The organism is Leisingera sp. CC-HEC093 (assembly GCF_059429195.1).
Map to the genome: position 1 here is coordinate 35,432 of NZ_JCAIJR010000004.1, position 26,652 is coordinate 62,083.

The window sequence follows — 26,652 nt, forward strand, 5'->3', positions numbered from 1 at the left end:
TGGCGGCTCGGTTGAGGGCGTTTCATTTCAATATGGGAAATGCGCCTTTGATGGCCAGCGAAGATTTCACCTGTGCCTCCGGTTCTCCTGCCTTGCCCGGCCCGGTCTAAGGCCAGGCGGCCATGATCCGCTCCGCCAGCCGCTCCAGCGCCTGCCGGCCGATCCCGTCACGGGCTTGCACTGACATGCCTTCCACCGCCATTGCAAAGAAATTGGCCAGCGCCTCCAGATCCGTATTCGCGGGCATCTGGCTGCGGTCCGCCGTCAGCCGGTCCAGCAATAGATCCGCAGTGGCCAGCCGCCGCACCGCAAGATCGCGGGCCACGGCATCGTTTTCCGGTGCGCAGCGCAGCACCCCGGTGGATATCATGCAGCCCGGCGGCACCGCCCCTGAGCTGAACTGCCGTACACAATTGTGCATCAGCCGCGCGAAGGCGCGCTTCAAGTCCGGCTCCTCCGCCATGCCCTCCAGCAGGCTTGCGCCATAGGTCTGCGCGTAGCGGTCCAGCGCGCGTGCATAAAGCCCCTCCTTGGAGTCGAAAGCCGCGTAAAGACTGGGCGGCGTGATCCCCATCGCCTCGGTCAACTCCTTGACCGATGTGCCCTCGTATCCCTGCCGCCAGAAAAGGTCGCGGGCAATGTCGAGGATCTGGTCTTCGTCGAATTTGCGCGGCCTGCCGCGGGGCTTGGATGCTGTTTTCATAACGATGACTATAAAATGCGTTGACAGCTGCGGCAAGCCGTCTATTTATGTATCGATCACTACATTAAAGGAATTTCAGCCATGAACATGCAAGCAACCGGTTTCCGCGCCTATTCGCTCTCCTTCGACAACGGCGGGGCGGATCTGTCCGTGGTGCCCGCCGCCCCCGCACCCCTGGCCCCGGGCCAGGTCCGGGTCGCGATGAAGGCGGCCAGCCTCAACTACCGCGACCTGATTGTGCGCCAGGGGCTGGATTCAAGCGCCTTGCCCCGCCTTGCCCCGTTGTCGGACGGAGCCGGCGAGGTGATCGAGGTTGCGCCGGATGTGACCGCCTGGAAGACAGGCGACCGGGTTATCCCGTCCTTCTTTCCCGACTGGCTGGACGGGCGGTTCGACCCCGCCGCCAGCGGCGGCGCCTTGGGCGGCAGCCGCGACGGGGTGATGGCCGGGCAGATCGTGGTCCCGGCGGCGTCTCTGGTGCGGATCCCGGATCATCTCAGCTTTGCCCAGGCGGCCACCCTGCCCTGTGCGGCAGTGACGGCCTGGGGGGCGCTGTTCGAACGGGGCCGCCCCATCGGCAAGGGGGATTTCCTGCTGGTTCAGGGCACCGGCGGTGTGGCGATGTTCGGGCTGCAATTTGCCAAGGCTGCCGGGGCCAGGGTGATTGTCCTGTCTTCATCAAACGAAAAACTGGAACGCGCCAAAGACCTGGGCGCAGAGTTCGGGATCAACTACCGCGAGACGCCGGATTGGGCGCAAGCCGTCCGGGATGCCACCGGCGGCCATGGCGCCGACCACATTCTGGAACTGGGCGGGGCGCAGACCTTCGAACAGTCCATTGCCGCGGTGGCAGGCGGCGGGGTGATCTCGCAGATCGGCGTGCTGACCGGCTTTGGCGCCCAGCCCAATCTGAACGGGCTGTTCATGGCCAGCGCCACAATCAACGGCATCATGGTCGGCCCCCGCGCGTATCTGGAGAGCTTGTCACGCTTCATGGCAGAACACCGGATCGAGCCGGTCATCGACCGGGAGTTTTCTTTTGATGAACTGGACGCAGCCTATGCCTGTCTGGAGGCGGCAAACCACATGGGCAAGGTCGTGGTCACGATCTGAGCGCGGGTCCTGTCCCTGCTACACCACTGGATTGGCGGAAAATCCGCCAATCCGAAATGTTGCAGCGGCGGGACCTGTCTCTAACTGATCCGGCCGCGCTGCAGCATCGGGGTCACGTTAAAGGCCGCCTTATAGACCCTTGAAAAATGCCCCGGGCTGTCAAAGCCGCAGGACAGCGCCACTTCGGTAACAGACGCCTCGGTCTGGATCAGCAGGTTGCGGGCGCGCTCCAGCCGCATCTCCATCGAGTATTTCTTGGGCGAGGTGTTGAGGAATTTGCCGAACAGCCGCTCCAGCTGCCGGGTGGAAATACCAAGCTCCGCGGCGATCACCGCGGGCGACACCGGGTCACTGATGTGGTCGTGCATGATCTGGATGGCGCGGGCCAGATGGGCGTTGCGCATACCGTTGCGCGACTGCAGCGACACCCGCTGCTCCGCAGTGGCGTTGCGCACGGCATTATAAACCATCTGGTCGGCTACCGCGACCGCCAGGTCATACCCATGCTCTTGCTCGATCAGATGCAGCATCAGGTCCGCCGTGGCGGTGCCGCCAGAGGCAGTCACGTGCTTTTCATCGGCCACGAACACGCTGCGCACCAGGTTCACCTCCGGAAACGCCTCCATGAAACTGTCGTGGTATTCCCAGTGAATTGCCGCCTGCATGCCATTGAGGAACCCGGCCTCTGCCAGCACCCAGGCACCGGAGCACAGCGCGCCGACCGCGATGCCGCGCGCCTTTTCCCGGCGCAGGGCCGCCAGCAGCGGCCGGGTCACATGGCTGCGCATATGGATGCCTGACAGGGCAAACAGCCGGTCGCATTTCGGGATCGCATCAAACCCGTAGTGCACCAGCGTCACCGAGCCGTTGGAGCAGGTCGCGGTCTCGCCGTTCTCTGATCCGAACGACCAGTCATACGGATCCTTGCCGCTGACAAGGTTGGCAATCCGCAGCGGCTCCACCGCACAGGAAAACGCCAGATGCGAAAACTCCTCCACCAGGAGAAAGGCAAAATGCTGTGTCTTGGTCATGGCTTGCCCCAGAATGGCTTGGGCTGCGCGAGGGGGTTGCCCCGCGCAGCCCGGTTGCACGGGTGTGGCTGCTATTATTCAGCGGCCGCACGGGCCGCGTCCAGCCAGCTGTCGTAGGTTTCGCGGTTGGCCGCGATCCAGGCGTCCACGTGGCTGTCGATGTCGTCAGAGCTGTCCTCGCCATCGGCGATCAGCTTGTTCTGGGCCGAGATGTCGTTGATGTCGATCTTTGCCAGCTCGAACAGCTTGGCCGCAGCCGGGTTCGCGGCCAAGAACTCATCGGTGGCGACAATACGGATGCTGTCGACGGCAAAACCCAGGTCCTTGCCGTCAAAGGTGGTTTCCGCGGTCGCGCCATCGGGCAGCGAAGAATAAGGCACCGCCAGAAACTCAACATTCTCGCCCGGCACCAGCACGCCGGACACCCAATAAGGGGTCCAGGTGTAGTAGAGCACGTTCTCGCCAGTTTCATTGCGGGCGATGGTGTCGGCGATGATGGCGTTATATTCACCCTGATTATGGTTCACGGTGCCGCGCAGGCCGAATTCGTCCAGCTGATGCTCGATCACCCGCTCACAGCCCCAGCCGGGCACGCAGCCCGCCAGATCGGCCTTGCCGTCGCCATCGGCGTCGAACATCGCGGCTTTGGCCGGATCTTTCAGATCGCCCAGGTTCTGCACCCCCGCGTCATAAGCGGATTTGTTGACCAGGTAGCCCTGCAGGGCGCCGTCGATCAGGGTGCCGACCTTCTCCAGAACCGCGTCGCCGCCGGATTCCTCAAAGAAAGTGTTGTGCAGGCCGTTCCAGTGCACCGCGGTAAAGTCCGCGTCACCGGTGCCCAGGGCCAGGTGCAGGGTCTGCGCCTGAACCTCTTCCGGCTCGGCCACGTCATAGCCCAAGTCCTGCAGCGCCCGGAACAGGATGCGGTGCTGAAAGATCTCCTCGGCGATCGGCTGGATCACCGGGCGCACGGTGACGCCGTCGCCGGGTTTGTCTGCCGCCAGCGCAGTGCCTGCCAGCATGGTCGAGGCTGCCAGCGCAGCCAGAGCGGTTTTCCTGAACATATGTAAGTCCTCCCTTAGTGTTCAGTTGAAGTGAAGTTCAGTTTTTGCCGGCCAGGCGCAGCACGGCGGCGACGGGGCCGCCCTGCCACCAGTGGCGGTGGCCGCGGTCGCGGCCGGACTGGCCCATGCCCTGGGTGATGCGGTCCAGCACGACGGCCAGGATCACGATGCCAAGGCCGCCGACCAGCGCCTTGCCCGCATCCAGCCGGCCCATGGCGCGCAGCACCTCATTGCCCAGCCCCTTGACGGAGATCATCGAGGCGATCACCACCATCGACAGCGACAGCATGATGGTCTGGTTGACACCGGCCAGGATTGTGGGCGTGGCCAGCGGCAGCTCCACCTTGAACAGAATCTGGCGCGGGCTGGCGCCAAAGGCGCGCGCGGCCTCCACGACTGAGGCATTGACCCCGCGGATGCCCAGACTGGTCAGGCGGATCAGCGGCGGCAGCGCAAAGATCACAGTGACGATCACACCGGAGACATTGCCGATGCCGATCAGCATGACAACCGGCACCAGGTACACAAACGCCGGGATCGTCTGCATGGTGTCCAGCACGGGGCGGATTGCCGCCTCGAACCGGTCATTCTTGCCGGCCAGCACCCCCAGGGGCAGGCCGATGATGAAGCTCATGATCACCGCCGAAACCACGATGGCCAAGGTGGTCATCGCCAGTCCCCACGCATTCGGCGCCAAAAAGCCGAGCACAACCATGCTGACGCCGACCAGGATCGCCACCCGGCGGCCTGCGGCCTGCCAGGCGATCAGAATCAGGATCAGCAGCATGACCAGCGGCGGCACTGCATTCAGCGCAGTGTCGATGCCAACGATCATTTCGTTGAAGAACTTCTTCACCGGCTGGATCAGCGCGCGGTTGGCAATCGCCCACTGCTTGACCCCGTCCGCCGATTCCGCCAGCCCCAGATCAACCGCTGAAAACGGGTCGAGAATGCTGAATTCATTTTCTGCCATGGTGCCGTCTCCTCAGTGCTTCAGGCTGGCCGCGTCTGCCACATCGCCCTGGATGCCGCGCAGCAGGGCATTCTTGGTGACGATGCCAATCGGCTTCCCATCGGCCTTGACCACAACCGGGTGCTGGGTCCGGACCGACAGGTTCACCAGATCGTCGAGCGACTGGCCGGGATGGGCCTCGGGCCAGCCGTCCTTATTGGCCGGGCCATTCATCTGCTCGTATTGCTCCACGGGGGTCATGATCTTGGCGGCTGAGATCAGCTCCAGCTTGGAAATGCCCGCGACGAAATCGGCGACATAGTCGTCCGCCGGGTTGGTCACGATGTCCTCCGGCGTGCCGACCTGCACCAGCGCGCCGTCCTTCATGATGGCAATGCGGTCGCCGATGCGGATCGCCTCGTCCAGGTCGTGGGTGATGAACAGGGTGGTTTTCTTCATCTCTGCCGACAGCGACATGAACTTGTCCTGCAGCTGGCGGCGGATCAGCGGGTCCAGCGCCGAAAAAGGTTCATCCATCAGGAGGATGGAGGGGTCAGCGGCGATGGCTCGGGCCAGCCCAACCCGCTGCTGCATCCCGCCCGACAGCTCATCCGGGTATTTCTGGTCCCAGCCATTGAGGTCCACCGCATCGATCGCGCGCATCGCGTTGTCGCGGCGCTCCTTGGGGTCGTGGCCGCGCACCTCCTGGCTGAAGGAGACGTTCTCCAGCACGGTGCGGTGCGGCATCAGCGCCATGTTCTGGAACACCATGCCGATCTTCTCAGCCCGCACCTCGCGCAGCTCCCTGGCAGAGAGCTGATTGACGTCCCGACCTTCGATGAACAGCTGGCCGGAGGTCGGCTCGATCAGCCGGTTCACATGGCGAATCAAGGTCGATTTGCCTGACCCGGACAGCCCCATGATGCAGAAGATCTCGCCGCGCCCGACGCTGAATGTCGCATCCTGCACCCCCACCACGCAGTCAAAGCGGTCGCGCACTTCCAGCTTGCCAAGCCCCTGTTCCTGAACGGCTTTCATCGCCTCATCCGCGCGGCGGCCGAAGATCTTCCACAGATTACGGCAGTCGATCACCGCCTCGTCAGCTTGCGTCGTCACCTGTTCCCCTCCTCCAGAAAACTTTCCTAGCATACAGCACATTTTTTCTCTGTACACAATTTGTATTTTCTCATAACACAAAATGAGCAATCAGGTTGCACAGGCCTGTGCCGCCGGGTCATTCTGCCCGCACAGGTTCAGATGCAACGATGGAGACTGAGATGAAGGACGCGTCCAAAAACAGGAAAGCAGAGCTTTATGGCCACCTGAAAACGGCCATCATGACGCTTGCCCTGCGGCCGGGCGCCGATCTCGACGAATCGAAACTGTCGGAGGAATTCCAGCTGTCGCGCACCCCGCTGCGGGAGGTGCTGCGCCAGCTGGCCGGCGAGGGCTATGCCGATCTGCGGGAAAACCGCGGCGCGCGGGTCAGCGAGATGTCGCACATGACCCTGCGGGATTTCTTCCTGGCCGCGCCCATGATCTATGGCGCGGTGCTGAAGCTGGCGGCGAAAAACGCCACCGAGGCGCAGATTGCTGCGCTGAAGGCGGCGCAGGAGGATTTCAAGGCGGCGCTGCGCTCCGGCTCCGGCGCCGACCGGGCGATGGCCAACAACCGCTTTCACGAGATCACCGGCGAGATGGCCGACAACATCTATCTTGCCCCCTCCTTCCAGCGGCTGCTGATCGATCATGCCCGCATCGGCATGACCTTCTACCGCCCCCAGGACCGCCAGATGGCGGAGAACCTGGGCGAGGCCAGCGCCCAGCACGACGCCATCATCGCCGCCATCGAGGCCGGCGACGAGGCGGCGGCGGGCCAGCTGGCGATTGACCATTGGAACCTGTCGCGCGACCAGATCGAGCTGTTCGTCATGCCCGCCGGGCTTGACCTGCCGTTGGGAACGGTGGCGCGAAAAACCCCTGCATGAGGACGAAATGACCCCAATATTCCGGTTCGAGGGCATATACACCCCTGTGGTGACACCCCATTTCGAAGACGGCAGCGTCAATTGGGACGCGCTGGCTGAGGTGATCGAATACCTGGTTGAGAACGGCGTGCACGGGCTGATCTCCGGCGGCTCGACGGGCGAGAACTATGCCCAGACCGTGGAAGAGCGCATCGCCCTGGCCCGTTTCACCCATGAACGGCTGGCGGGCCGCCTGCCGCTGGTGGTGGGCACCGGCGCGATGCTGACCAGCGATGCCATTGCACTTGCGGAAGGCGCCAAGGAGATCGGCGCGGATTCGATCCTGCTGGCCTCCCCCCCCTACTCGGTGCCGACCGACCGCGAAAACGCATTGAATGCGCTGGCTATCGACAAGGCTGCCGATCTGCCGGTGATGCTGTACAACTACCCGCACCGCACCGGCACCATGATGGGCGAGGAGTTTCTCGACCGGGTGGGGCGCTCGCGCAATTTCTGCGGCATCAAGGAAAGCTCGGGCGATATCAACCGGGTGCATCTCTTGGCCCGCGATTATCCGCATATCCAGCTGGGCTGCGGCATGGACGACCAGGCGCTGGAATTCTTTGCCTGGGGCGCGCCCTTCTGGGTCTGCGGCGGGTCGAACTTCCTGCCCCGCGAACACGTCGCGCTCTACAACGCCTGCGTGCTGGAGAGCAATTTTGCCAAGGGCCGCCGCATCATGTCAGCGATGATGCCCTTGATGCGCGTCCTCGAACAGGGCGGCAAGTTCATCCAGACCATCAAGCACGGCGTCACAATGAACGGCATCGAAGCCGGTGCCATGCGGGCACCGCTGAAGGGGCTGAACAAGGACGACAAACGCGCGCTGGAACAGGTCGTGCGGGTGCTGAAACAGAAAATCGCAGATATCGAGGCGGAGGGTTAAGGAATGACTTTGCTTACTCAGGACGAATACAAATCCATCGCCGCCAATCTGGACCTGCCGGCGGGCGCGTTCATTGACGGCAAGTTCTGCCCGGCAGCCTCTGGCAAGACATTTGAGACCGTGAACCCGGCCACCGGTGAGAAGCTGGCGGATATCGCCGCCTGCGGTGCCGCGGACGTGGATTTTGCGGTCGAAAAGGCGCGTGAGGCGTTCGACGACGGCCGCTGGTCCCGCCTGCATCCGTCCGCGCGCAAGGACGTGCTGATCCGGCTGTGCAAACTGATGACCCGCAACGCCCATGAACTGGCGGTGATGGAAAGCATCGACAGCGGCAAGACCATCTATGACTGCGAAACCGTCGATGTGCCGGAGACCATCCACTGCCTGAAATGGCATGCCGAAGCCATCGACAAGATCTATGATCAGGTGTCGCCCGCCTCCGACGATCACATCGCCATGGTGGTGCGTGAACCCATTGGCGTGGTGGGCCTGGTGCTGCCTTGGAACTTCCCGCTGCTGATGCTGGCATGGAAGATCGGCCCGGCGCTGGCCGCGGGCTGCTCAGTAGTCGTAAAACCAGCGGCGGAAACCACGCTGACCGCTTTGCGCGTTGCCGAATTGGCAATGGAAGCGGGCCTGCCCCGCGGCGTGCTGAACGTGGTTCCGGGCGGCGGCGCCGAAGTCGGCGAACCCATTGGCCGCCACATGGACATCGACATGGTCTCCTTCACCGGCTCCACCGTGACTGGCAAGCGCTTCCTGACCTATTCGGCGGAAAGCAACGCCAAGGAAGTGGTGCTGGAGATGGGCGGCAAGAACCCCGCCATCGTGATGGACGACGCCGAAAACCTGGACCGGGTCGCCGCGCATGTCGTGAACGGCGCCTTCTGGAACATGGGTGAAAACTGCTCTGCCTCCTCCCGCCTGATCGTGCACAAGGATGTGAAGGCAGAGCTGCTGGAGCGCATCGCGCACCACGCCAAGGCCTGGAACGCGGGCGACCCGCTGGACCCGGAAACCCGCATGGGCGCGCTGGTCTCGCCCGCGCATTTCGACAAGGTCTGCGGTTATCTGGAACAGGCCGAAAACGTGGTGATCGGCGGCAAGGCGCTTGACGGCGCCTTTGTCGAGGCAACCGTGGTCGAGGTGCCGGGCAACGACGCAGTGCTGGCGCGCGAGGAGATCTTCGGCCCCGTCCTGTCGGTAATCGAGGTCACCGGCTTTGACGAGGCGATCCGCATCGCCAATGACACCCAGTACGGCCTTTGCGCGTCGATCTTCACCGCCAACGCCAAGCGCGCCATTCGCGGCGCCCGGATGATCCGCGCAGGCACGGTAACCGTGAACAGCTTTGGCGAGGGCGACATCAGCACGCCCTTCGGCGGCTACAAGCAGTCCGGTTTTGGCGGCCGCGACAACTCCGTCCATGCCCACGACCAGTACACCCAGCTGAAAACCATCTGGATCGACCTGGCCGACGACGCCGACGAGGCTGTGGATTGAGCGCCTACACCGCCAAACGCCTGCCCCGGCAAACGGGCGCGGCGGGATGGAATGCCATCCTGCCGCCCCAAGGTCCCCTGCCGGTGCTGGAAAGCGATCTGACCGCCGATGTGACCATCATCGGCGGCGGGTTTGCGGGGCTGTCCGCCGCCCGGCGCCTGCACCAGCTGGACCCCGGCCTGAAAGTGGCGGTGCTGGAAGCCGGGCGCTTCGCCGAAAGCTCCGCCGGGCGCAATTCCGGCTTCATGATCGACCTGCCGCATGATCTGGCCTCGGACAATTACGCGGGAACGGGGCTGCAAGCGGACAAGGCTGCCATCGCCTTCAACCGCAAGGCCATCGCTTTTGCCAAAGAGGTGGCCGAAGACAGCGCCCTGCCGCAGGAAATGTTCGATCCTGCAGGCAAGATCAACGCCGCCGCCACCCATGCCGGCGACCGGCACAACCGCGATTTCGCCGCCCATTTGGAGCGGCTGGGCGAACCGCATACGCTGTACTCGCAAGCAGAAATGCAGGAACTGACCGGCAGCCCCCATTACACCTCCGGCCTTTTTGCGCCGGGCACCGTGATGATCCAGCCCGCCGCCTATATCCGCGCCCTATCGGCGCATCTGGCAGGGCAGATCAGCGTGTTTGAAAACACACCCGCTACGGGGTTTGAGAAGCAGGGCAACGCCTGGGTGGTCAGCACCCCCAAGGGCCGCATCAGCACCGGCAGCGTGATTCTGGCCAACAACGGCCACCTGGAAAGCTTCGGCTTTTACCAGCGCCGCCTGATGCACATCTGCCTTTATGCCTCGATGACCGAACGCCTGACGCCGGAGCAGATCAAACGGCTTGGCGGCGCACCGCGCTGGTCGATCACGCCTGCGGACCCGATGGGCACGTCGGTGCGGCGGATTTCGGGCAGTTACGGCGACCGGATTCTGATCCGTACCTGCTCCAGCTTCAACCCGTCGATAGAGACCAGCGAAGCGCGCCTGCGCAGCGCCGGCCGGGTGCATGGCCGCAAGTTCAAGGAACGGTTTCCGCAACTGGCGGATGTGCGGATGGAGCACCGCTGGGCCGGTATGCTCTGCCTCAGCCGCAATGGCTCTGCGGCTTTCGGAGAACTGAACCAGGGCGTCTATTCCGCCTGCTGCCAGAACGGCCTTGGCATCGCCCGCGGCACGTTGCAAGGCATGGGCGTTGCGGAATTGGTGCTGCAGGGCGGATCACAAATCGCCAGCCATTTCCTGACCCAGCCGATGCCGCCCAGGCTGCCGCCGGAACCCTTTGCTTCGCTTGGCGCCAATACCTATCTGCGCTGGAAAGAATGGCGGTCCGGGAAGGAATAGCAGGTTAAGGGGGCGCTGCCCCCGGCCTGCGGCCTCCCCCGGAGTATTTTTGCAAAGATGAACAGGGGAGGACCGGCAAGTCCAGGGTCCAGGCCCTGAGTCAGGGCAGGCTCAGCTTGGCCATCCTTCCGCCATCAACGGTATAGACCTGTCCGGTGATGAAACCCGCATCCTCTGACGCCAGGAAGGCCACCAGCGCCGCCACCTCCTCCGGCTTGCCGGTGCGGGCAACCGGATGGATGCGGCCAATATCGCGGCGGAAGGCGTCCGGGTCGGGCATCCCCTCGATGAAATCCAGGTTCAGCCCGGTGTCGATCCAGCCCGGCGCCACCGCGTTGCATCGGATGCCCTCTGCCCCATGGTCCACCGCCACCGCGCGGGTGAGCCCGTGCAGGCCGGTCTTGGACGCGCAATAGGCGGCGTGGCCGGGGTTGCTGCCCAGCCCCTCGATTGAGCCAGTGTTGACGATGCTGCCCTTGCTTTTACGCAAGTGAGGCAAGGCCGCCTGGATCATCAGGAAGGGCGCGGTGAGGTTCACAGCCAGATTGCGCTGCCAGTCGGAAAGGGTCATCTCTTCGACGCCCGCCTCCTGCATCATGCCGGCGTTATTGACCAGCACATCAAGGCCCCCTGCCCGGCTGACCGCGTCCGCCACCGCCTGCGCCGGGCTGTCCGGGTCGGTGAAATCTGCCGCGATTGCCTCGAACTCCGCATCTCTGCCGCGCTGCGCGGTGAAAACGCGGGCACCTTCATCGCGCAGCCGCCGGGCAATCGCCTGGCCAATGCCGCTGCGTCCGCCGGTGACCAGCGCAACCTTGCCCTGAAACCGCTTCATGACACCGGTTTCCCGCCATTGACCTCCACCAGCGCGCCGCACATGTAGCGGGCCGCGTCCGATGCAAGGAACATCACCACATCGGCAATATCCTCCGGCTCGGCGATCCGGCCGAGCGGTACGGTCTGGCCCAGTTCCGCCACCGCGCTGTCGGGATCGAAGCCGCGTTTGGCAAAGCCAGTACGCAGCATCGGTGTATTCACCTCATTCGGGCAAACCGCGTTGATGCGGATGCCCTGATGCGCGTGGTCCATCCCCATGCATTGGGTCAGCGAGGCAATCGCCGCCTTGGTCATGCAATAAAGCGCATGGTTCGGCCCCGGGTTCCTGCCGCCCCAGCAGGAGGCGGTGTTGACGATGGCGCCGCCGCCATTTTTTGCCATCAGCGGGATTGCAGCACGGCAAATACGGAACGGCGCCTCGACATTGACACCCATCGACAGGTCCCAATCGGCATCCGACGTCTCGGTCACCGGGCCGCGGGTGATGACGCCCGCGTTGTTGATGACGATGTCCAGGCCTCCAAGCGCCTCTGCCGCCATCTGCGGCAGCGTGTTGGCATAATCCGCATCCAGAAGGTCGCCGGGCAGATGCGCCTCGGCCTCGATAGCGCTGGTGTCCCGGTCGGCTACGGCCACCCTGGCACCCGCGGCCCTCAACCGTTCAACGATCGAGGCGCCGATGCCCCCCGCCGCGCCGGTGACCAGCGCAGATTTTCCCTGAAATTCCATTCATTCTCTCCACTCAGAAGGATGCTACCGGCGCGCCGAACAGGCTCTCGTCCGGGGTGATGCCCAGGCCCGGCCCCTGCGGCACGGCGATATGGCCGCCGTCGATGCGGATGCCGTTTGCCGCGTCATAGTTGCCTTCGATATACGGGGCGGCCAGCCAGACGCCCTCCAGCAGGCCAGGCTTCACGGTGGCCCCGATATGGGTGCAGGCAGCTGCGATGATGTCACCGCCCCAGCTGTCGTCGCAGGTGTGCGGCAGGTTGCGGGCCTCGCAGATGTCGCGGAAGGCGCGCATCGGCTGCAGGCCGCCAATCCGTGTCACCTTCATGCCGAAGCCATCGACCAGCCCGGTGCCGACGGCAGTGATCACCGTGTTCAGGCTGGTGCTGTTTTCATCCATGTAGAGGCCGTGGCTGATCTGCGGGCGGATTTTCTGCAGATCTTCCAGCGTGTTGCAGGGCTGCTCCATGATAAAGGGTATCTCAGGGCATTCGCGGCTGACGCGCAGCGAATCCCGCGTGGTCCAGCCCCGGTTGCCGTCCACCGCCAGCCGCATGCCGGAGCCGCCAATCCGCTCCCAGACTTTGCGGATGGTCTCGATGTCCAGCTCCACCGGGCGGCCGCCGACCTTGATCTGCAGGCGCGGATAACCCTCTTCCAGTTTGTCTGCCGCGAGGCGCGCAATGTCGTCCGGCGCACCGACGCCGGTGGCGTAGTAGGACGGCACGCGGTCCGTAGCTGCGCCGCCCAAGAGGGTTGAGACGCTGACACCCAGATGCTTGCCCAAAAGGTCATGGGCGGCAATGTCGATGGCAGCCTTGGCATAGCTGTGGCCGTTCAACAGCCCGTCCATCTGCCGGTGCAGGGTCGCGGGCGCCACCTCAGCACCGATCAAGCCCTCGGCCATGGCCATCAGCGCCGCGCGGGCGCCGCCGGCATGGGCCTCAGCATAGGTCGGGCCAACCGGGCAGGTTTCGCCCCAGCCGGTCTGCCCGTTGTCCGCGACCAGTTTCACCAGCGTCGTGTCCAGCGCCCAGACCTCAGCATTGGCCATCGTGTAGGGGCCGTTCTTCACCGGCAGATCGTGCTGATAAATATGGATTTCCGCGATTTTCATGTTCTGTGCCCTGTGGGAAAAAAAGGCCCGCCCATCTTCGTTGGGGCGGGCCAGTCGGGGAGGAAGCCTAGTAAGTCTGGTTCAGCTCATCCGCTGCCGGGATTTCCCGTTCGCGCCGGGCGATATACTCCAGCAGTTCTTCGTTCTTGGCCGCGTCCAGCTTCGGCTCCTGGTATTCCGCCAGCAGCTTCTTGGCGCGGGTCAGGGCGCGTTCGGTGATCTCGACACCGCCCTCAGCCTGCCATTGCTCGATTGAGTTGTTGTCGAACAGCTCCGGCATGAAGAACGCCTCCTGGAAGTTCTCCTGAGTGTGCGGGTGGCCCAAATAGTGGCCGCCGGGACCGACATCCGGCACCGCAGCAATCGCCTGGTCGAAGTCGTGCCACTTGGGGCCTTCCGCCATCCGGTAAGCCATCGCGCATTGCTCTGCATCGACGATGAACTTGGCAACCGAGCAGTGCATGCCGGCCTCGTTCCATCCTGCCGAGTGCCAGATGTAGTTCGCGCCCGCATGGACCACCGCCTGCAGCGTGGTGGCGGATTCGTACCCCGCCTGCGCGTCAAACGTCTTGGCCCCGCCCAGAGTGTTGGAGGTGCGCCACGGCACGCCGTAGTAGCGCGCCATTTGGCCGATCATGAAGTTCATCAGCGAAATCTCAGGCGTGCCGGCCATCGGCGCGCCGGATTTCATGCTGACGGTCGACAGGTAATGGCCATAGATCGCAGGCGCGCCCTTGCGGATCACCTGGGTATAGGCCAGCGCCGAAAGCGCCTCGGCATTCAGCTGCGCCACAGTGGCAGGGACCGAGGCCGGGGTGTTGGCCCCGCCCAGCACAAAGGGCGAGCACAGCACCGGCTGCTTGCGTTTGCAGAAGGCGCGCATCGCGCCCAGCATGGTTTCATCCCAGACCAGCGGCGAATTGCCATTGCAGTTGCCGGTGGTGACCGGGTGGTCCTCCAGAAAATCCTCGCCGAACAGGATGGCACACATGTCCATCACGTCCTCGGCGTTCTTGGGGCTGGTGGTCATGCCCATGAACGTCTTGTCGGAGTACTTCATCGACGAATAGGTGATCCGCAGGTGGCGCTGGCTGATCGGGTGGTCGTAAGGCTCGACGATATGGTGGGCGGAGGAATGCAGCGCCGGCATCATATGCGCCAGCTTGTGGAACATCGCCAGATCCTCCAGCATCGGGTTGCGGCGCACGTCGTCCAGATCGCGCAGGAACGGCGCGCCCGTCATCGGCACAAAGATCGAATGCTCGCCGCCCAGGCGCACGTTCTTTTTCGGGTCGCGCGCGTGGTAGGTGAAATCGCTTGGAATGGTCTTGATCAGTTCGCGCACCAGCCCGCGGTCAAGATAGACCAGCTCGCCCTCAACCTTGGCGCCCGCGCGTTTCCAATCCTCCAGCGCGATCGGGTCGCGGAACTGGACGCCGACATTCTCCAGAATGTCCATCGAGGCGTTGTCGATCATTTCGACCTGGGCGCCGTCCATCACCTCGCACAGCGGGATATTGCGGGTCAGGCCGGGCAGCATGTCGAACTTGGGGGCGGTGCGCAGGGCGCGGCGGGCATTGCGGCCGCCGGAGCGGGCGCGGGTGGCAGTGGCTTGCTCAGTCATCGCAAGGGTCTCCTTTGACGGTGAGTTTCACCTAAGGAATGCGGTTTCACCTGCAGGATTGCGAAATCCGGTTGCAGAAACCGACACTCCGTCTGGCGGAACCGGCCTGGCGCTACCGGCCCTGCCCCATCCCCCCGCACAGACACTGATTAGAGCCTGAAATTGCAGGTTTTCCCGTGTCCCAGCGACTCAGCCCGGATCTTGCGCTGCGCAAAATGCAAAGTCACACCCGGTTTTGCGATGGCCTTGCCATTCTCTCCGAAGAAAATATTTTTTACATAAATTACAGTGTGTTAATTGGCACTTTGCAGAACTTCCTGCAATCTTGCACTCCTCCGCTGATCGCTTCTGCAACCTGTAAATGAAGGAATCTATTGCAAAACACTGCGCGCATTGCGTATAGAAACGATAAATAAGGCGCTGACGCAAAACAGCGTTACTATCGAGAGGGCAGCAGGTGGCAGTAGCACTCCACATCAATCAGCGTATCCGCGAGAACGCGGAGAACCTCAGTGCGGCCCTCAACAGCCACATGCTGGCCAGTTTCGCGCCGGATGCAAGGAAGGAATTGCGCCTGTTCAGCGCCGGCGAGGCGGCAGAGATGCTGGGGATCTCCCCCAGTTTCCTGCGCAAGCTGCATTTTGACGGCAAATTCCCCGAGGTGCACACCACACCGGGCGGCCGCCGCCACTATTCCGCCGCCGACCTGATGGAAATGCGCAAGATCCTGGATGCCGCGGCCAAGACCCCCGGCACCTACCTCCGCGGACGGCGCGAGGGCGACAAGGTGCAGGTGCTGTCCTTCCTGAACTTCAAGGGCGGATCGGGCAAGACCACGTCGTCGATCCACACCGCGCAGCGGCTGGCGCTCAAAGGCTACCGGGTGCTGGCGGTGGACATTGACCCGCAGGCATCGCTGACGACGCTTTTCGGCTACCGGCCAGAGGTCGATTTCCTCGAAACAGGGACGATTTATGACGCAATCCGCTATGATGAGCCCCTGCCTCTGCGCGACATCATCCAGGAAACTTACTTCGCCAATCTGGACCTGGCCCCCGGCGGGCTGATCCTGCAGGAGTTCGAGCATGAGACCCCGCAGGCGCTGATCAACAACGTGCAGCCCGCGTTTTTCTCCCGCATGGCAGCGGCGCTGCAGGAGGTCGAGAAGGATTACGACGTGATCATCTTCGACTGCCCGCCGCAGCTGGGGTATCTGACCATGTCGGCGCTCTGCGCCTCCACCGGCGTGATCATCACCGTGGTGCCGAACATGCTCGACATCGCTTCGATGTCGCAGTTCCTGCAGATGTCTGCCGAACTGCTGGATGTGGTTTCCAACGCCGGTGCCGCGCTGGAATTCGATTTCCTGCGGTTCCTGATCAACCGGTACGAGCCGAATGACGGCCCGCAGCAACAGGTGGTTGCATTTCTGCGGCAGCTGTTCAGCGAGGAAGTGATGGTCGCGCCAATGCTGAAATCCACCGCGATTTCCGACGCAGGCCTGACCCAGCAAACCGTTTATGAGGTCGAAAGGTCCATGTTTCACAGGTCAACCTACGACCGTGCGGTCGATTCACTGAATCAAGTTAACGATGAAATAGAATCGCTCCTTCAACAAGCATGGAGGCGTTGATGGCACGCAAAGGCATTCTCAGCACGGCACTCAGCAGCCCGGCAGCATCCGCTGGCGGGCCGAAACCCAAGATGATGCCCCGCGGCGCCGTCGGGGCGCTGCAATCCTCGCTCAGCAAGCTGCAGGAAAGCGCGGTGCAGGAGATCGACCCGGCCCTGATCGATGACGCGGGATACGAGGACCGGTTGGGGCTCAATGGCGCGGCGCACCTCCAGCTGGTGGAGAGCCTGCGGACCTACGGCCAGCAAGTGCCGGTGCTGCTGCGCCCGCATCCCACAGCGCCGGGGCGGTTCGAGATCGTCTATGGCCGCCGCCGCCTGATGGCGCTGCGGGAACTGGGTCTGCCGGTCAAGGCGATGGTGCGGCAGTTGGACGACCACGCGCTGGTGATGGCGCAGGGGCAGGAAAACACCTCGCGCCTGGATCTGAGTTTCATCGAGAAGGCATCCTTTGCGGCGCAGCTGCAGGACGGCGGCTATGACCGGCCGACAATCGCCGCAGCGCTGTCGATCGACCTGCCGATGGTCTCGCGGATGCTCAAGGTCGGCACGGCGTTTGAGCTGCCCTTCCTGCGCGCAATCGGCTCTGCTCCCGGCATCGGCCGAGACCGCTGGATGCTGCTGGTAAAGCTGTTCCAGGACCCCGCGGCACGGGCCCGGGCAATCACCCGAACCAACCGGCCCGACTTCACGACCTTTGACTCCGATGGCCGGTTCGAGGCGGTTCTGAAACATGCCCAGAACGACCGGCAGGAGGTGAAACCAGCCCCTGCCCCGCCGAAAACCCGCCCCCTTCCCGGCAGCAATGGCGCTGAGGTCGCAAGCATCAAGACAACCGCCAAGGGCATCACCCTGACGATCTCCTCCAAGGACGCGCCCGGCTTTGATGCCTGGTTCGACGAAAACGCGGAAGAGATCATGGCAGAGCTTCACGGCCGCTGGCAAAAAGACCAGCCCGAGCAGCCGGAAGACTGAGCAAGAGCAGAGAAAACAGGACAGGAGGCACGTAAGCAGGCAAAAGAAAAGCCCCCCAGGACATTACATCCCAGAAGGCCGTTCTCAGATTTAGCACCTTTGGAATAGCCCTTCAGACTCGTCACTGTCAACTCCATGCGCTGCATGGGGGCGGGAATTCTTTGTCTTTCGTGAAAATATCATGGAACAGGCGTCCCAAATCGCATTTGGGCGGCAGGATCCGTGCGGCCGGTTGGCGGGTACTCACGACAAGTGGGACCTTCTGGCTGCGCTGACGCACGCCGCCGCGGACTTTGAACTGAGCCACCGCACCCTTGGCGTCTTGAAGGCGCTGCTGACCTTCTTTCCGGAGCGCGCCTTGCCTGCGGAACCGGACAGCGCCATCGTGTTCCCGTCGAACCGCAAGCTGATGGAGCGGCTGAACGGGATGCCCGAAAGCACCCTGCGCCGCCACTTGGCTGCCCTTACCCGCATCGGCATTGTCAGCCGGAAGAACAGCCCCAACCGCAAACGCTATGCCCGCCGGGTTGGCGAGGACACCGCGATGGCCTTCGGCTTTGACCTTTCCCCCCTCGCCCGCCATGCCAGTCAGATCTTCGGCGCGGCACTGGATGCCAAGGCACGCAGCGAACGCCTGGCGGTGCTGCGTGACAAGGTGGCGATGCTGCGGCAGCAACTGCTGGACCTGGCGGATGACACGGCAGAGGCGCTGCTGAACGCCGCCCGCAAATTGCTGCGCCGCAAACCCTGCGAAGCGGAACTGACCGCGATGGCCGAGGCGCTGAGCGGTGAGATTGCCAGCCGTGCGCCACAGGAAGTATCCCAGGAAACCGGCCTGCTTGCGCGCGAAATGAGCGGTCGTGACAGCCAGAATGAGCGGCACATACAGGATTCATTAAAAAAAGATTCTGACTCTGAAGCAGCGCAGGCCAAAGCGCCCTGCCCTCAAATCCAGCAATCAGACGCAAGCGGCAGCAATGCAGAGAAAGACAATGATCTCGCCACCGTTCTGCGTGCCTGCCCTGAGGTGCAGAGCTATTACCCTGGCGCGCTGCGCAACTGGCAGGATGCCGACCGTATCGCGGAAACCCTGTCACCCATGATGGGAATTGAGATGCCGGTTCTGAGCGACGCCCGTGCTGCGATGGGACGTAAGGACGCGGCAACGGCGGTGATGTGCATACTGGAAAAACTCGCCACCATCCGCAGCCCCGGCGCTTATCTCAGACGGCTGGCGCAAAAGGCGCGCGCAGGACAGTTTTCCACCGCCCCGATGCTGAACGCGCTGCTGCAGGCAGGTGCCCGGGCGGAACTTGCCAGCTGACACGTTTTTGCTATTTCCGGCTTTCTTGGGCAAACCGGATACCCGTCTGGTGTGCAACTCAGACCGCAGCTTGGCGCGGCAGGCACGGATTGGGATTGGGATTGAGATTGGCGAAATTGTCAGCTGACAATCTTGCGCAGGAGTTGAGCTGACAAGCCCCTGACGCGCCTCCTGCGAGGCTGGAAAATGTGCGGAAACCGGGGCGGCAGAAGCCAGAGATACGCCCAAATCACATGGGTTGCCCGGAAATTGTCAGCTGACAATTTGTCCTCAACCCCAACGTTCCGGCGTATCAGGCCATTGCCTTTGGCAGCTCCGGATGGCCAAAGTGGCTGCGAAATCTCCAGCCAAAGGACCCGGCCACATGCTGTCCATTTTGAGTAACCGGACCTACCGGCATCTCTTCCTCGCCCAGATTGTGGCACTGACCGGCACCGGGCTGGCGACCGTGGCGCTTGGCCTTCTGGCCTTTGATCTGGCGGGCGAACGCGCCGGGCTGGTGCTGGGCACGGCGCTGACGATCAAAATGGTGGCCTATGTCACCGTCGCCCCCATTGCCGCCGCCTGGGCAGAACAGGTGGACCGGCGCAGAATGCTGATCGTGCTGGACATGGTGCGGATGGCTGTCGCTGTTTGCCTGCCGTTCGTCAGCGAGGTCTGGCAGGTCTATGTGCTGATCTTCGTGCTGCAATCTGCCTCAGCCGGGTTCACCCCCGCGTTTCAGGCTGCGATCCCCGATGTGCTGCCGGCAGAGAAGGACTACACCCAGGCGCTGTCGCTGTCGCGGATGGCCTATGAATTGGAAAGCCTCATCAGCCCGATGCTGGCCGCGGCTCTGCTGGTTCTGGTCGCATCCTCGACGCTGTTTTGGGGCACTGCGGCGGGGTTTGCCGCCTCTGCCTTGCTGCTGCTCTCCATCGCCATGCCGTCGCCGCAACCCAAGGCACCGCGGCCCATCTGGCAGCGCACCACCCGCGGCATCCGCAACTACCTGCAGACCCCGCGGCTGCGCGGGCTGCTGGCAATGAACTGGGTGGTTTCGGCAATGGCCGCGATGGTGCTGGTCAACACCGTGGTACTGGTGCGCGGCAGCCTGGGGCAGGGCGAAAGTGCGGTGGCGCTGGTACTGGCCTGTTTCGGCGGCGGCTCAATGCTGGCGGCGATGCTGCTGCCGCGCCTGCTGGAGCGGCTCAGCGACCGGACCGTGATGCTGACAGGCGGGGCTCTTGGCAGTGGCGCGCTGATGGTGCTGGCGCTGACAACGCTGATGCAGCCGCTGGGATTTGCACGGCTGGCAATCGCCTGGTTCGTGATCGGCCTGGGCTATTCCGCCGTGCTGACCCCCTCGGGGCGGCTGTTGGCGCGCTCGGCCCATGCGGCGGACCGCCCGGCAATCTTTGCCGCGCAGTTCACCTTGTCGCATGCCTGCTGGCTGATCTTCTATCCGCTGTCGGCCTGGCTGATGGCGGCCTGGGGCGCGGGGGCAGCGATGCTGGTGCTGGCGCTTCTGGCTGCCGCGGGGCTGGCCGCGGCACAGCGACTGTGGCCCAAGGGCAGCGCCGCACCGGTGGCGCACAGCCACCCGGATCTGCCGCCGGACCATCCGCATCTGCAGGGCGGCCACCCGCATGCGCATCCAGTCATTATCGACGATCTGCACCCCCAGATACCGCGGGATGGGCGCATCTGACAGCGCCGGGGTGGCCGCGGCTGTCTTATTTTATGACTAGACATAATGGCATAAATAAGTAGTTTATTGCTGGATCGGCAATGAAGCGACTCAAGGGAGTTTTGCGTGACAGGGAACTACGTTCTGACCGGCGCCAAGCTGGCCACAATGGCCCGTTCGGACGCGCCTTACGGGCTGATTGAAGACGGCGCTGTTGCAATCTCGGACGGAAAAATCGTCTGGTCCGGTCCGCGGCAGGAATTGTCAGCTGACAATTTTCCCTGGAAGCATGTGGACCTGGCCGGGCGGCTGGTCACACCGGGTCTGATCGACTGCCACACCCATATCGTCTTTGGCGGCAACCGGGCGATGGAGTTTGAGATGCGCCTCAACGGTGCGTCATACGAGGAGGTCGCGCGGGCAGGGGGCGGCATCGTTTCCACTGTTTCGGCCACCCGCGAGGCCGCGCTGGAGGATCTGGTGCAGGGCGCGCTGCCGCGGCTGGACGCGCTGATCGCCGAAGGCGCCACGGTGGTGGAGGTGAAATCCGGCTACGGGCTGGACTTGAAAACCGAACTCAACATGCTGCGCGCCGCCCGCCGTCTGGGTGAGCTGCGCCCGGTAACGGTGAAAACCACCTTTCTCGGCGCCCATGCCACGCCCGGCGAATACAAGGGCCAGGACGACGCCTACATAGACGAGGTCTGCATTCCCGCGCTGCGCGCCGCCCATGCGGAGGGGCTGGTGGATGCGGTGGACGGCTTCTGCGAAAACATTGCCTTTGCGCCCGCCCAGATCGAACGGGTGTTCAAGGTCGCGCAGGAGCTGGGGCTGCCAGTGAAACTGCATGCCGAGCAGCTGAGCCATCAAGGCGGCACCGCGCTGGCCGCGCAATACGGCGCGTTGTCAGTCGATCACGTGGAATACGCGACTGAGGCCGATGCCAAGGCGATGGCTGCCGCGGGTTCCGTTGCGGTGATCCTGCCGGGGGCGTTTTATACCATCCGCGAAACGCAGATGCCGCCGATCGACCACTTCCGCACCCACGGCGTGCCGATGGCGCTGGCGACGGACTGCAATCCTGGCTCCTCGCCGCTGACCTCGCTGCTGCTGACAATGAACATGGGCTGCACCCTGTTCCGCATGACGCCGGAGGAGGCGCTGGCAGGCGTCACTTGCAATGCCGCCCGCGCGCTGGGGCTGACGGACCGCGGCCAGATCGCCGCCGGCATGCGCGCCGATCTGGCGGTCTGGGACGTGGAAACGCCCGGAGAGCTCGCCTACCGCATCGGCTTCAACCCGCTTTACACCCGTATCTATGAGGGCAAACAATGATCGAGATGATTCAGATGGTTCCGGGCACAGTGACCCTGTCCACGCTGGAAGATATCTACCGCAACCTGACCCCGGCCAAGCTGGACGCCTCTGCCCGTGAGCCGGTGGAGGCCGCGGCGCAGATGGTGGCGGAAGCTGCCGCGGGTGAGGACGCCGTCTATGGCATCAACACCGGGTTCGGCAAGCTGGCGTCGACCAAGATCGCACCGGAAGACACCGCTACTCTGCAGCGCAACCTGATCCTTTCGCATTGCTGCGGGGTAGGGGAGGCGCTGCCGGAGGACAAGACCCGGCTGATGATGACGCTGAAACTGCTGTCGATGGGCCGCGGCGCCTCTGGCGTGCGCTGGCTGGTGATTGAGCAGATCGAGCAGATGCTGGAACGCGGCGTGGTGCCGGTGATCCCGTCGCAGGGGTCAGTCGGCGCATCGGGCGATCTGGCGCCGCTGGCGCATATGGCGGCGGCGATGATCGGGGCAGGGGAGGCCACGTTCGAGGGCACCCGCATGTCCAGTGCGGATGCGCTGAAAAAGGCCGGGTTAGAGCCGATTGTGCTGGGTCCCAAGGAGGGCTTGGGGTTGATCAATGGCACCCAGTTTTCAACCGCTTGTGCGCTCGCCGGACTGTTTGACGCCTGGCGCATGGCAGAGGCGTCGATGGCAATTGCGTCGCTGAGCACGGACGCGATTATGGGCTCTACCGCGCCGCTGATCGCCGATATCCACACACTGCGCGGCCATGCCGGGCAGATCGACGTTGCGCAACAGATGCGCGGGATCATGGACGGCTCCGAGATCCGCGAGAGCCACCGCGAGGGCGACACAAGGGTGCAGGACCCGTACTGCATCCGCTGCCAGCCGCAGGTGGTCGGTGCGGCGCTGGACGTGCTGCGCATGGCTGCCAAGACACTGGAGATCGAGGCCAACGCTGTCACCGACAATCCGCTGGTGCTGGTGAACGAAGGCCGCATTGTCTCGGGCGGCAACTTCCACGCCGAATACGTGGGTTTTGCTGCTGATCAGATTGCGCTGGCGGTGGCCGAGATCGGCGCCATCGCGCAGCGCCGGGTGGCTCTGATGGTCGACCCGACCCTCAGCCACGACCTGCCGCCGTTCCTGACGCCTGATCCGGGCCTGAATTCCGGCTTCATGATTGCAGAGGTGACCACCGCCGCGCTGATGAGCGAGAACAAGCATCTGGCGAATCCCTGCGTGACCGACTCGACGCCGACCTCCGCCAACCAGGAGGACCACGTATCGATGGCCGCCCACGGTGCGCTGCGGCTGTCGAAGATGAACGCCAACCTGTCGGTGATCCTGGGCGTTGAAATGCTCTGTGCCGCGCAAGGGGTGGAGGCACGTGCGCCGCTGCAAACCTCCGCGCGCCTGCAGGATGTTTTGGGCATGCTGCGCAAGGATATCCCCGCGCTGGCAGAGGACCGCTATCTGGCGCCCGACATTGAAACCGCCAGCGCCATGGTGCGCGCGGGCCGGGTGGCGGATACGGCGGGCGTGAAGGTGACGGCATGATCGAGGTGACCCAAGGCGCGTCGCCGCTGGTGCTGGGTTTGCCCCACACCGGCACCGATGTGCCGCCGGAGGTCTGGGCCTGCCTGAACGAGACAGGCAGGGCGCTGGCCGACACCGACTGGCATATCCATGACCTTTACGCCGGGCTGGCGGAGGGCATCACAACAGTCCGCACTCCCATCCACCGCTATGTGATCGACGTGAACCGCGATCCCGCCGGTATCAGTCTCTATCCTGGGCAAAACACCACCACTTTGGTGCCGCTCACGGATTTCGACGGGCTGCCGATCTGGCAGGAGGGCAAGGAGCCGGATGAGGCGGAAATCGCCCGCCGCCGCGATGCCTATCACGTGCCTTATCACACCGCGCTGGCGGCAGAGCTGGAACGGGTGCAGGCAATCCACGGCTTTGCCATCCTGTACGATTGCCACTCGATCCGCAGCGGCATTCCGTTCCTGTTCGAAGGCCGCCTGCCGGATTTCAACGTGGGCACCAACATGGGGCAGACCTGCGATGCGGCCATTGAGGCGCTGACCGTGGCCCATTGCGAGGCGGCGGAGGGTTATACCTCTACCCTCAACGGCCGTTTCAAGGGCGGCTGGACCACCCGCCATTACGGGCGGCCCGCGGGTGGGTTTCACGCGATCCAGATGGAACTGGCGCAGGCCACCTATTGCCAGGAAAGCCCCCCCTGGACCTATCTGCCGGAGCGCGCGGACAACCTGCGCACCCATCTGACCAAAATCCTGACTGATCTCAAAAACTGGAGGCCCTCGGCATGAGCGATCCCCGCAAGAACACCCGCGACATCTTCCCGCCCACCGGTTCGGAAATCACCGCCAAGTCCTGGATGACCGAAGCGCCGATGCGGATGATGATGAACAACCTGCACCCGGATGTGGCCGAAAACCCGCATGAGCTGGTGGTCTACGGCGGCATCGGCCGCGCCGCGCGCACCTGGCAGGATTTCGACCTGATCGTGGAGACCCTCAAGAACCTTGAGGAAGATCAGACCCTGATGGTGCAGTCGGGCAAGCCGGTCGGCGTGTTCCAGACCCACAAGGACGCGCCGCGGGTGCTGATCGCCAACTCCAACCTGGTGCCGCATTGGGCCAATTGGGATCATTTCAACGAGCTCGATAAGAAGGGCCTGATGATGTACGGCCAGATGACGGCCGGTTCGTGGATTTACATCGGCACCCAAGGCATCGTGCAGGGCACCTATGAGACCTTTGCCGAGGCCGGCCGCCAGCATTTCGGCGGCGATTTGACCGGCAAGTGGATCCTGACCGGCGGTCTTGGCGGCATGGGCGGCGCGCAGCCTTTGGCGGCGGTATTCGCCGGGGCATCCTGCCTGGCAGTGGAGTGCAACCCCGACAGCATCGACTTCCGCCTGCGCACCAAATACCTGGACGAAAAGGCTGAAACCCTGGACGAGGCGCTGGAGATGATCGAGCGCTGGACCGCTGCGGGCGAAGCGAAATCCGTGGGCCTCTTGGGCAACGCGGCAGAGATCTTCCCTGAACTGGTGAAGCGCGCGGAAGCAGGCGGCATCCGCCCCGATATCGTGACCGACCAGACCTCTGCCCATGACCCCGTGAACGGCTACCTGCCGCTGGGCTGGACCATGGGCGAGTGGAAGGAACGCCGCGAGAGCGACAAGAAAGCGGTGGAGAAGGCCGCCCGTGCCTCGATGAAGGTGCAGGTGAAGGCGATGTGCGATTTCCACGCCATGGGCGTGCCCACAGTGGATTACGGCAACAACATCCGTCAGATGGCGCTAGAGGAGGGGCTGGAGAATGCCTTTGACTTCCCCGGCTTTGTGCCCGCCTATATCCGCCCGCTGTTTTGCAAGGGCATCGGCCCGTTCCGCTGGTGCGCACTGTCAGGCGATCCGGAGGATATCCGCAAAACCGATGCCAAGATGAAGGAGCTGTTCCCGGAGAACGAAGGCCTGCACCGCTGGCTGGACATGGCGCAGGAGCGCATTGCCTTTCAGGGCCTGCCCGCGCGGATCTGCTGGATCGGTCTCGGCGACCGCCACAAGGCGGGCCTTGCGTTCAACGAAATGGTGCGCAATGGCGAATTGTCCGCGCCGGTCGTCATCGGCCGCGACCATCTGGACTCCGGCTCCGTGGCCTCCCCCAACCGCGAGACTGAGGCGATGATGGACGGCTCTGACGCGGTGTCCGACTGGCCGCTGCTGAACGCGCTCTTGAACACCGCCTCCGGCGCAACCTGGGTGTCGCTGCACCACGGCGGCGGCGTTGGCATGGGCTTCTCGCAGCATTCCGGCGTGGTGATCTGCTGCGACGGCAGCGAGGACGCCGACCGCCGCATTGGCCGCGTGCTGTGGAACGATCCGGCGACCGGCGTCATGCGCCACGCTGATGCAGGCTATGACATTGCCAAGGACTGCGCGCGGGAGCACGGTCTGAACCTGCCCGGCATCCTGGATTGATCTGAAGGAGGCAGAAATCCGGCGCGGATTTCTGCCATGAAAAATCGATTTTTCATGGCCGTTTCCCTCGCAGGGAAACGGCTATGTTTCGCTCAGCAGCCGCTCTGCGGTTTCTTTGGCGTCGCTCAGGTGCTGCTCGATGGCGGTGCGGGCTGCTTCGGCATCTCCTGACACAATCGCCTCGCAGATGCCCTGCATATGGGCGGGGCCGGGTTTCTGGCGCTCCGCGGTCGACAGCGTCACCGCCCGCAGCCGGCTGATGCGGCCGTTCAGACGCTGGGCGATTTCCCAGGCGACGTTGTGGCCGGCGCCATCGAAGATGATCCGGTAGAACTCCGTCGTGGCGCGCAGCATCGGGGTGGGTACGCCTGCGGCCACCGCCTCTTGCAGCTCAAGCAGCGCCGCCTTCAGCCGCTCTGCCAGCTGCGGCGTGATGTTCTGTGCGCAGGCGGTGGCGGCGGCGGTCTCCAGCATCTGGCGGATGTCGTAGATCTGCCGCGCGTCGGCCCATGTGAGCCGCGCCACAATCGGGCCCTTTCCCGGCAGGATCTCCACCAGCCCCTCTGCCTCCAGATAACGGATCGTTTCGCGCACCACGGTTCGGCTGACGCCGAGCTGGTCGCAGAGCGGCCGCTCTACCAGCCGTTCGCCCGGGGTGAACTGGCCGGAGATGATCGCCTCGCGCATCCGCTCCTGCACGATGTCGCGCAGGGTCTGCGGGGGGTGGTCGATTTTGCTCATGATGGGGCTTGTCATGGTTCTTCCGATAGCAACGGGGGCAGGGCGGAACAAGTCTGCATTGAC

23 protein-coding genes are annotated in these 26,652 nt (G+C 63.8%); 13 read left to right on the plus strand and 10 right to left on the minus strand.

From position 1 onward, the window contains the following. Positions 1-106: 106 nt before the first annotated feature. Entirely contained in the window at positions 107-703 is a 597-nt protein-coding gene (locus AC5STB_RS21455; RefSeq protein ID WP_495444896.1) for a TetR/AcrR family transcriptional regulator, read from the minus strand. Positions 704-784: 81 nt separating this feature from the next. On the opposite strand from AC5STB_RS21455, the gene AC5STB_RS21460 reads away from it, so the two are divergent. Further along, complete coding sequence (locus AC5STB_RS21460; protein ID WP_495444897.1) at positions 785-1,816, plus strand: zinc-dependent alcohol dehydrogenase family protein; 1,032 nt, start codon at positions 785-787, stop codon at positions 1,814-1,816. 80 nt (positions 1,817-1,896) lie between these two features. Here AC5STB_RS21460 and AC5STB_RS21465 read toward each other — a convergent pair whose 3' ends face one another. The 4 genes from AC5STB_RS21465 to AC5STB_RS21480 all read right to left on the minus strand — a co-directional run bounded on the left by AC5STB_RS21465 (position 1,897) and on the right by AC5STB_RS21480 (position 5,979). Beyond that, the gene (locus AC5STB_RS21465; RefSeq protein WP_495444898.1) at positions 1,897-2,847 is read right to left on the minus strand and encodes a GlxA family transcriptional regulator; all 951 of its coding nucleotides are present in this window, start codon (positions 2,845-2,847) and stop codon (positions 1,897-1,899) included. A gap of 74 nt (positions 2,848-2,921) precedes the next feature. After that, on the minus strand, positions 2,922-3,911 hold the full coding sequence (gene proX / locus AC5STB_RS21470) for a glycine betaine/L-proline ABC transporter substrate-binding protein ProX (protein WP_495444899.1): 990 nt from the start codon (positions 3,909-3,911) through the stop codon (positions 2,922-2,924). Positions 3,912-3,948: 37 nt separating this feature from the next. Then, on the minus strand, positions 3,949-4,884 hold the full coding sequence (locus AC5STB_RS21475; protein WP_495444900.1) for an ABC transporter permease: 936 nt from the start codon (positions 4,882-4,884) through the stop codon (positions 3,949-3,951). A gap of 12 nt (positions 4,885-4,896) precedes the next feature. Continuing rightward, a complete protein-coding gene (locus AC5STB_RS21480; protein ID WP_495444901.1) occupies positions 4,897-5,979 on the minus strand; it encodes a quaternary amine ABC transporter ATP-binding protein in 1,083 nt (360 codons plus the stop codon). Between the two features lie 161 nt (positions 5,980-6,140). On the opposite strand from AC5STB_RS21480, the gene AC5STB_RS21485 reads away from it, so the two are divergent. From AC5STB_RS21485 to AC5STB_RS21500, 4 genes are read left to right on the plus strand one after another with little or no spacing between them, the layout of a single operon-like run. After that, positions 6,141-6,851 (plus strand): GntR family transcriptional regulator, encoded by a 711-nt coding sequence (locus tag AC5STB_RS21485; protein ID WP_495444902.1) that lies wholly within the window; start codon positions 6,141-6,143, stop codon positions 6,849-6,851. Between the two features lie 7 nt (positions 6,852-6,858). Then, positions 6,859-7,776: a dihydrodipicolinate synthase family protein gene (locus AC5STB_RS21490; protein WP_495444903.1), complete on the plus strand. Its 918-nt coding sequence runs from the start codon at positions 6,859-6,861 to the stop codon at positions 7,774-7,776. 3 nt (positions 7,777-7,779) lie between these two features. Further along, on the plus strand, positions 7,780-9,279 hold the full coding sequence (locus AC5STB_RS21495) for an aldehyde dehydrogenase (protein WP_495444904.1): 1,500 nt from the start codon (positions 7,780-7,782) through the stop codon (positions 9,277-9,279). Beyond that, positions 9,276-10,616, plus strand: a complete 1,341-nt coding sequence (locus AC5STB_RS21500; protein WP_495444905.1) for an NAD(P)/FAD-dependent oxidoreductase — start codon at positions 9,276-9,278, stop codon at positions 10,614-10,616. Before AC5STB_RS21495 ends, AC5STB_RS21500 begins: the two co-directional genes overlap by 4 nt. Before the next feature lie 100 nt (positions 10,617-10,716). Here the strand turns inward: AC5STB_RS21500 and AC5STB_RS21505 are convergent, their stop codons facing one another. The 4 genes from AC5STB_RS21505 to AC5STB_RS21520 all read right to left on the minus strand — a co-directional run bounded on the left by AC5STB_RS21505 (position 10,717) and on the right by AC5STB_RS21520 (position 14,923). Continuing rightward, positions 10,717-11,451, minus strand: a complete 735-nt coding sequence (locus AC5STB_RS21505; protein WP_495444906.1) for an SDR family NAD(P)-dependent oxidoreductase — start codon at positions 11,449-11,451, stop codon at positions 10,717-10,719. Next, positions 11,448-12,182, minus strand: coding sequence for an SDR family NAD(P)-dependent oxidoreductase (locus AC5STB_RS21510; RefSeq protein ID WP_495444907.1), 735 nt, complete (start codon positions 12,180-12,182; stop codon positions 11,448-11,450). The genes AC5STB_RS21505 and AC5STB_RS21510 overlap by 4 nt, the downstream gene beginning before the upstream one ends. Before the next feature lie 13 nt (positions 12,183-12,195). After that, the gene (locus AC5STB_RS21515) at positions 12,196-13,299 is read right to left on the minus strand and encodes a mandelate racemase/muconate lactonizing enzyme family protein (protein ID WP_495444908.1); all 1,104 of its coding nucleotides are present in this window, start codon (positions 13,297-13,299) and stop codon (positions 12,196-12,198) included. Positions 13,300-13,366: 67 nt separating this feature from the next. Then, positions 13,367-14,923: a trimethylamine methyltransferase family protein gene (locus AC5STB_RS21520; RefSeq protein ID WP_495444909.1), complete on the minus strand. Its 1,557-nt coding sequence runs from the start codon at positions 14,921-14,923 to the stop codon at positions 13,367-13,369. A gap of 457 nt (positions 14,924-15,380) precedes the next feature. Here AC5STB_RS21520 and repA point away from each other — a divergent pair, with 457 nt between their 5' ends. The 8 genes from repA to hutU all read left to right on the plus strand — a co-directional run bounded on the left by repA (position 15,381) and on the right by hutU (position 25,848). Then, positions 15,381-16,556 carry a plasmid partitioning protein RepA gene (repA, locus tag AC5STB_RS21525; protein WP_495444910.1) on the plus strand — a complete coding sequence of 392 codons (1,176 nt, stop codon included), beginning with the start codon at positions 15,381-15,383 and terminating at the stop codon, positions 16,554-16,556. Continuing rightward, positions 16,556-17,530, plus strand: a complete 975-nt coding sequence (gene repB, locus AC5STB_RS21530) for a plasmid partitioning protein RepB (RefSeq protein WP_495444911.1) — start codon at positions 16,556-16,558, stop codon at positions 17,528-17,530. Before repA ends, repB begins: the two co-directional genes overlap by 1 nt. A 232-nt stretch (positions 17,531-17,762) precedes the next feature. Further along, on the plus strand, positions 17,763-18,854 hold the full coding sequence (gene repC, locus AC5STB_RS21535) for a plasmid replication protein RepC (RefSeq protein WP_495444912.1): 1,092 nt from the start codon (positions 17,763-17,765) through the stop codon (positions 18,852-18,854). A 364-nt stretch (positions 18,855-19,218) separates the two neighbouring features. Beyond that, a complete protein-coding gene (locus tag AC5STB_RS21540; protein WP_495444913.1) occupies positions 19,219-20,544 on the plus strand; it encodes an MFS transporter in 1,326 nt (441 codons plus the stop codon). A 105-nt stretch (positions 20,545-20,649) separates the two neighbouring features. Then, positions 20,650-21,858, plus strand: a complete 1,209-nt coding sequence (gene hutI, locus AC5STB_RS21545; protein WP_495444914.1) for an imidazolonepropionase — start codon at positions 20,650-20,652, stop codon at positions 21,856-21,858. Positions 21,859-21,863: 5 nt separating this feature from the next. Continuing rightward, the gene (gene hutH, locus AC5STB_RS21550) at positions 21,864-23,387 is read left to right on the plus strand and encodes a histidine ammonia-lyase (RefSeq protein WP_495444969.1); all 1,524 of its coding nucleotides are present in this window, start codon (positions 21,864-21,866) and stop codon (positions 23,385-23,387) included. Next, positions 23,384-24,169, plus strand: a complete 786-nt coding sequence (gene hutG / locus AC5STB_RS21555; protein ID WP_495444915.1) for an N-formylglutamate deformylase — start codon at positions 23,384-23,386, stop codon at positions 24,167-24,169. Before hutH ends, hutG begins: the two co-directional genes overlap by 4 nt. Beyond that, positions 24,166-25,848: a urocanate hydratase gene (hutU, locus tag AC5STB_RS21560; RefSeq protein ID WP_495444916.1), complete on the plus strand. Its 1,683-nt coding sequence runs from the start codon at positions 24,166-24,168 to the stop codon at positions 25,846-25,848. The genes hutG and hutU overlap by 4 nt, the downstream gene beginning before the upstream one ends. Before the next feature lie 81 nt (positions 25,849-25,929). On the opposite strand, the gene AC5STB_RS21565 is transcribed toward hutU, so the two are convergent. Then, positions 25,930-26,604 (minus strand): GntR family transcriptional regulator, encoded by a 675-nt coding sequence (locus tag AC5STB_RS21565; RefSeq protein ID WP_495444917.1) that lies wholly within the window; start codon positions 26,602-26,604, stop codon positions 25,930-25,932. Positions 26,605-26,652 lie beyond the last annotated feature (48 nt).

Coding starts and splice junctions, on each gene's coding strand:
- AC5STB_RS21455 (WP_495444896.1), bottom strand. CDS start 703: ATGAAAACAGCATCCAAGCCCCGCGGCAGGCCGCGCAAATTCGACGAA.
- AC5STB_RS21460 (WP_495444897.1), top strand. CDS start 785: ATGAACATGCAAGCAACCGGTTTCCGCGCCTATTCGCTCTCCTTCGAC.
- AC5STB_RS21465 (WP_495444898.1), bottom strand. CDS start 2,847: ATGACCAAGACACAGCATTTTGCCTTTCTCCTGGTGGAGGAGTTTTCG.
- proX (WP_495444899.1), bottom strand. CDS start 3,911: ATGTTCAGGAAAACCGCTCTGGCTGCGCTGGCAGCCTCGACCATGCTG.
- AC5STB_RS21475 (WP_495444900.1), bottom strand. CDS start 4,884: ATGGCAGAAAATGAATTCAGCATTCTCGACCCGTTTTCAGCGGTTGAT.
- AC5STB_RS21485 (WP_495444902.1), top strand. CDS start 6,141: ATGAAGGACGCGTCCAAAAACAGGAAAGCAGAGCTTTATGGCCACCTG.
- AC5STB_RS21490 (WP_495444903.1), top strand. CDS start 6,859: ATGACCCCAATATTCCGGTTCGAGGGCATATACACCCCTGTGGTGACA.
- AC5STB_RS21495 (WP_495444904.1), top strand. CDS start 7,780: ATGACTTTGCTTACTCAGGACGAATACAAATCCATCGCCGCCAATCTG.
- AC5STB_RS21505 (WP_495444906.1), bottom strand. CDS start 11,451: ATGAAGCGGTTTCAGGGCAAGGTTGCGCTGGTCACCGGCGGACGCAGC.
- AC5STB_RS21510 (WP_495444907.1), bottom strand. CDS start 12,182: ATGGAATTTCAGGGAAAATCTGCGCTGGTCACCGGCGCGGCGGGGGGC.
- AC5STB_RS21515 (WP_495444908.1), bottom strand. CDS start 13,299: ATGAAAATCGCGGAAATCCATATTTATCAGCACGATCTGCCGGTGAAG.
- AC5STB_RS21520 (WP_495444909.1), bottom strand. CDS start 14,923: ATGACTGAGCAAGCCACTGCCACCCGCGCCCGCTCCGGCGGCCGCAAT.
- repB (WP_495444911.1), top strand. CDS start 16,556: ATGGCACGCAAAGGCATTCTCAGCACGGCACTCAGCAGCCCGGCAGCA.
- AC5STB_RS21540 (WP_495444913.1), top strand. CDS start 19,219: ATGCTGTCCATTTTGAGTAACCGGACCTACCGGCATCTCTTCCTCGCC.
- hutH (WP_495444969.1), top strand. CDS start 21,864: ATGATTCAGATGGTTCCGGGCACAGTGACCCTGTCCACGCTGGAAGAT.
- hutG (WP_495444915.1), top strand. CDS start 23,384: ATGATCGAGGTGACCCAAGGCGCGTCGCCGCTGGTGCTGGGTTTGCCC.
- hutU (WP_495444916.1), top strand. CDS start 24,166: ATGAGCGATCCCCGCAAGAACACCCGCGACATCTTCCCGCCCACCGGT.
- AC5STB_RS21565 (WP_495444917.1), bottom strand. CDS start 26,604: ATGACAAGCCCCATCATGAGCAAAATCGACCACCCCCCGCAGACCCTG.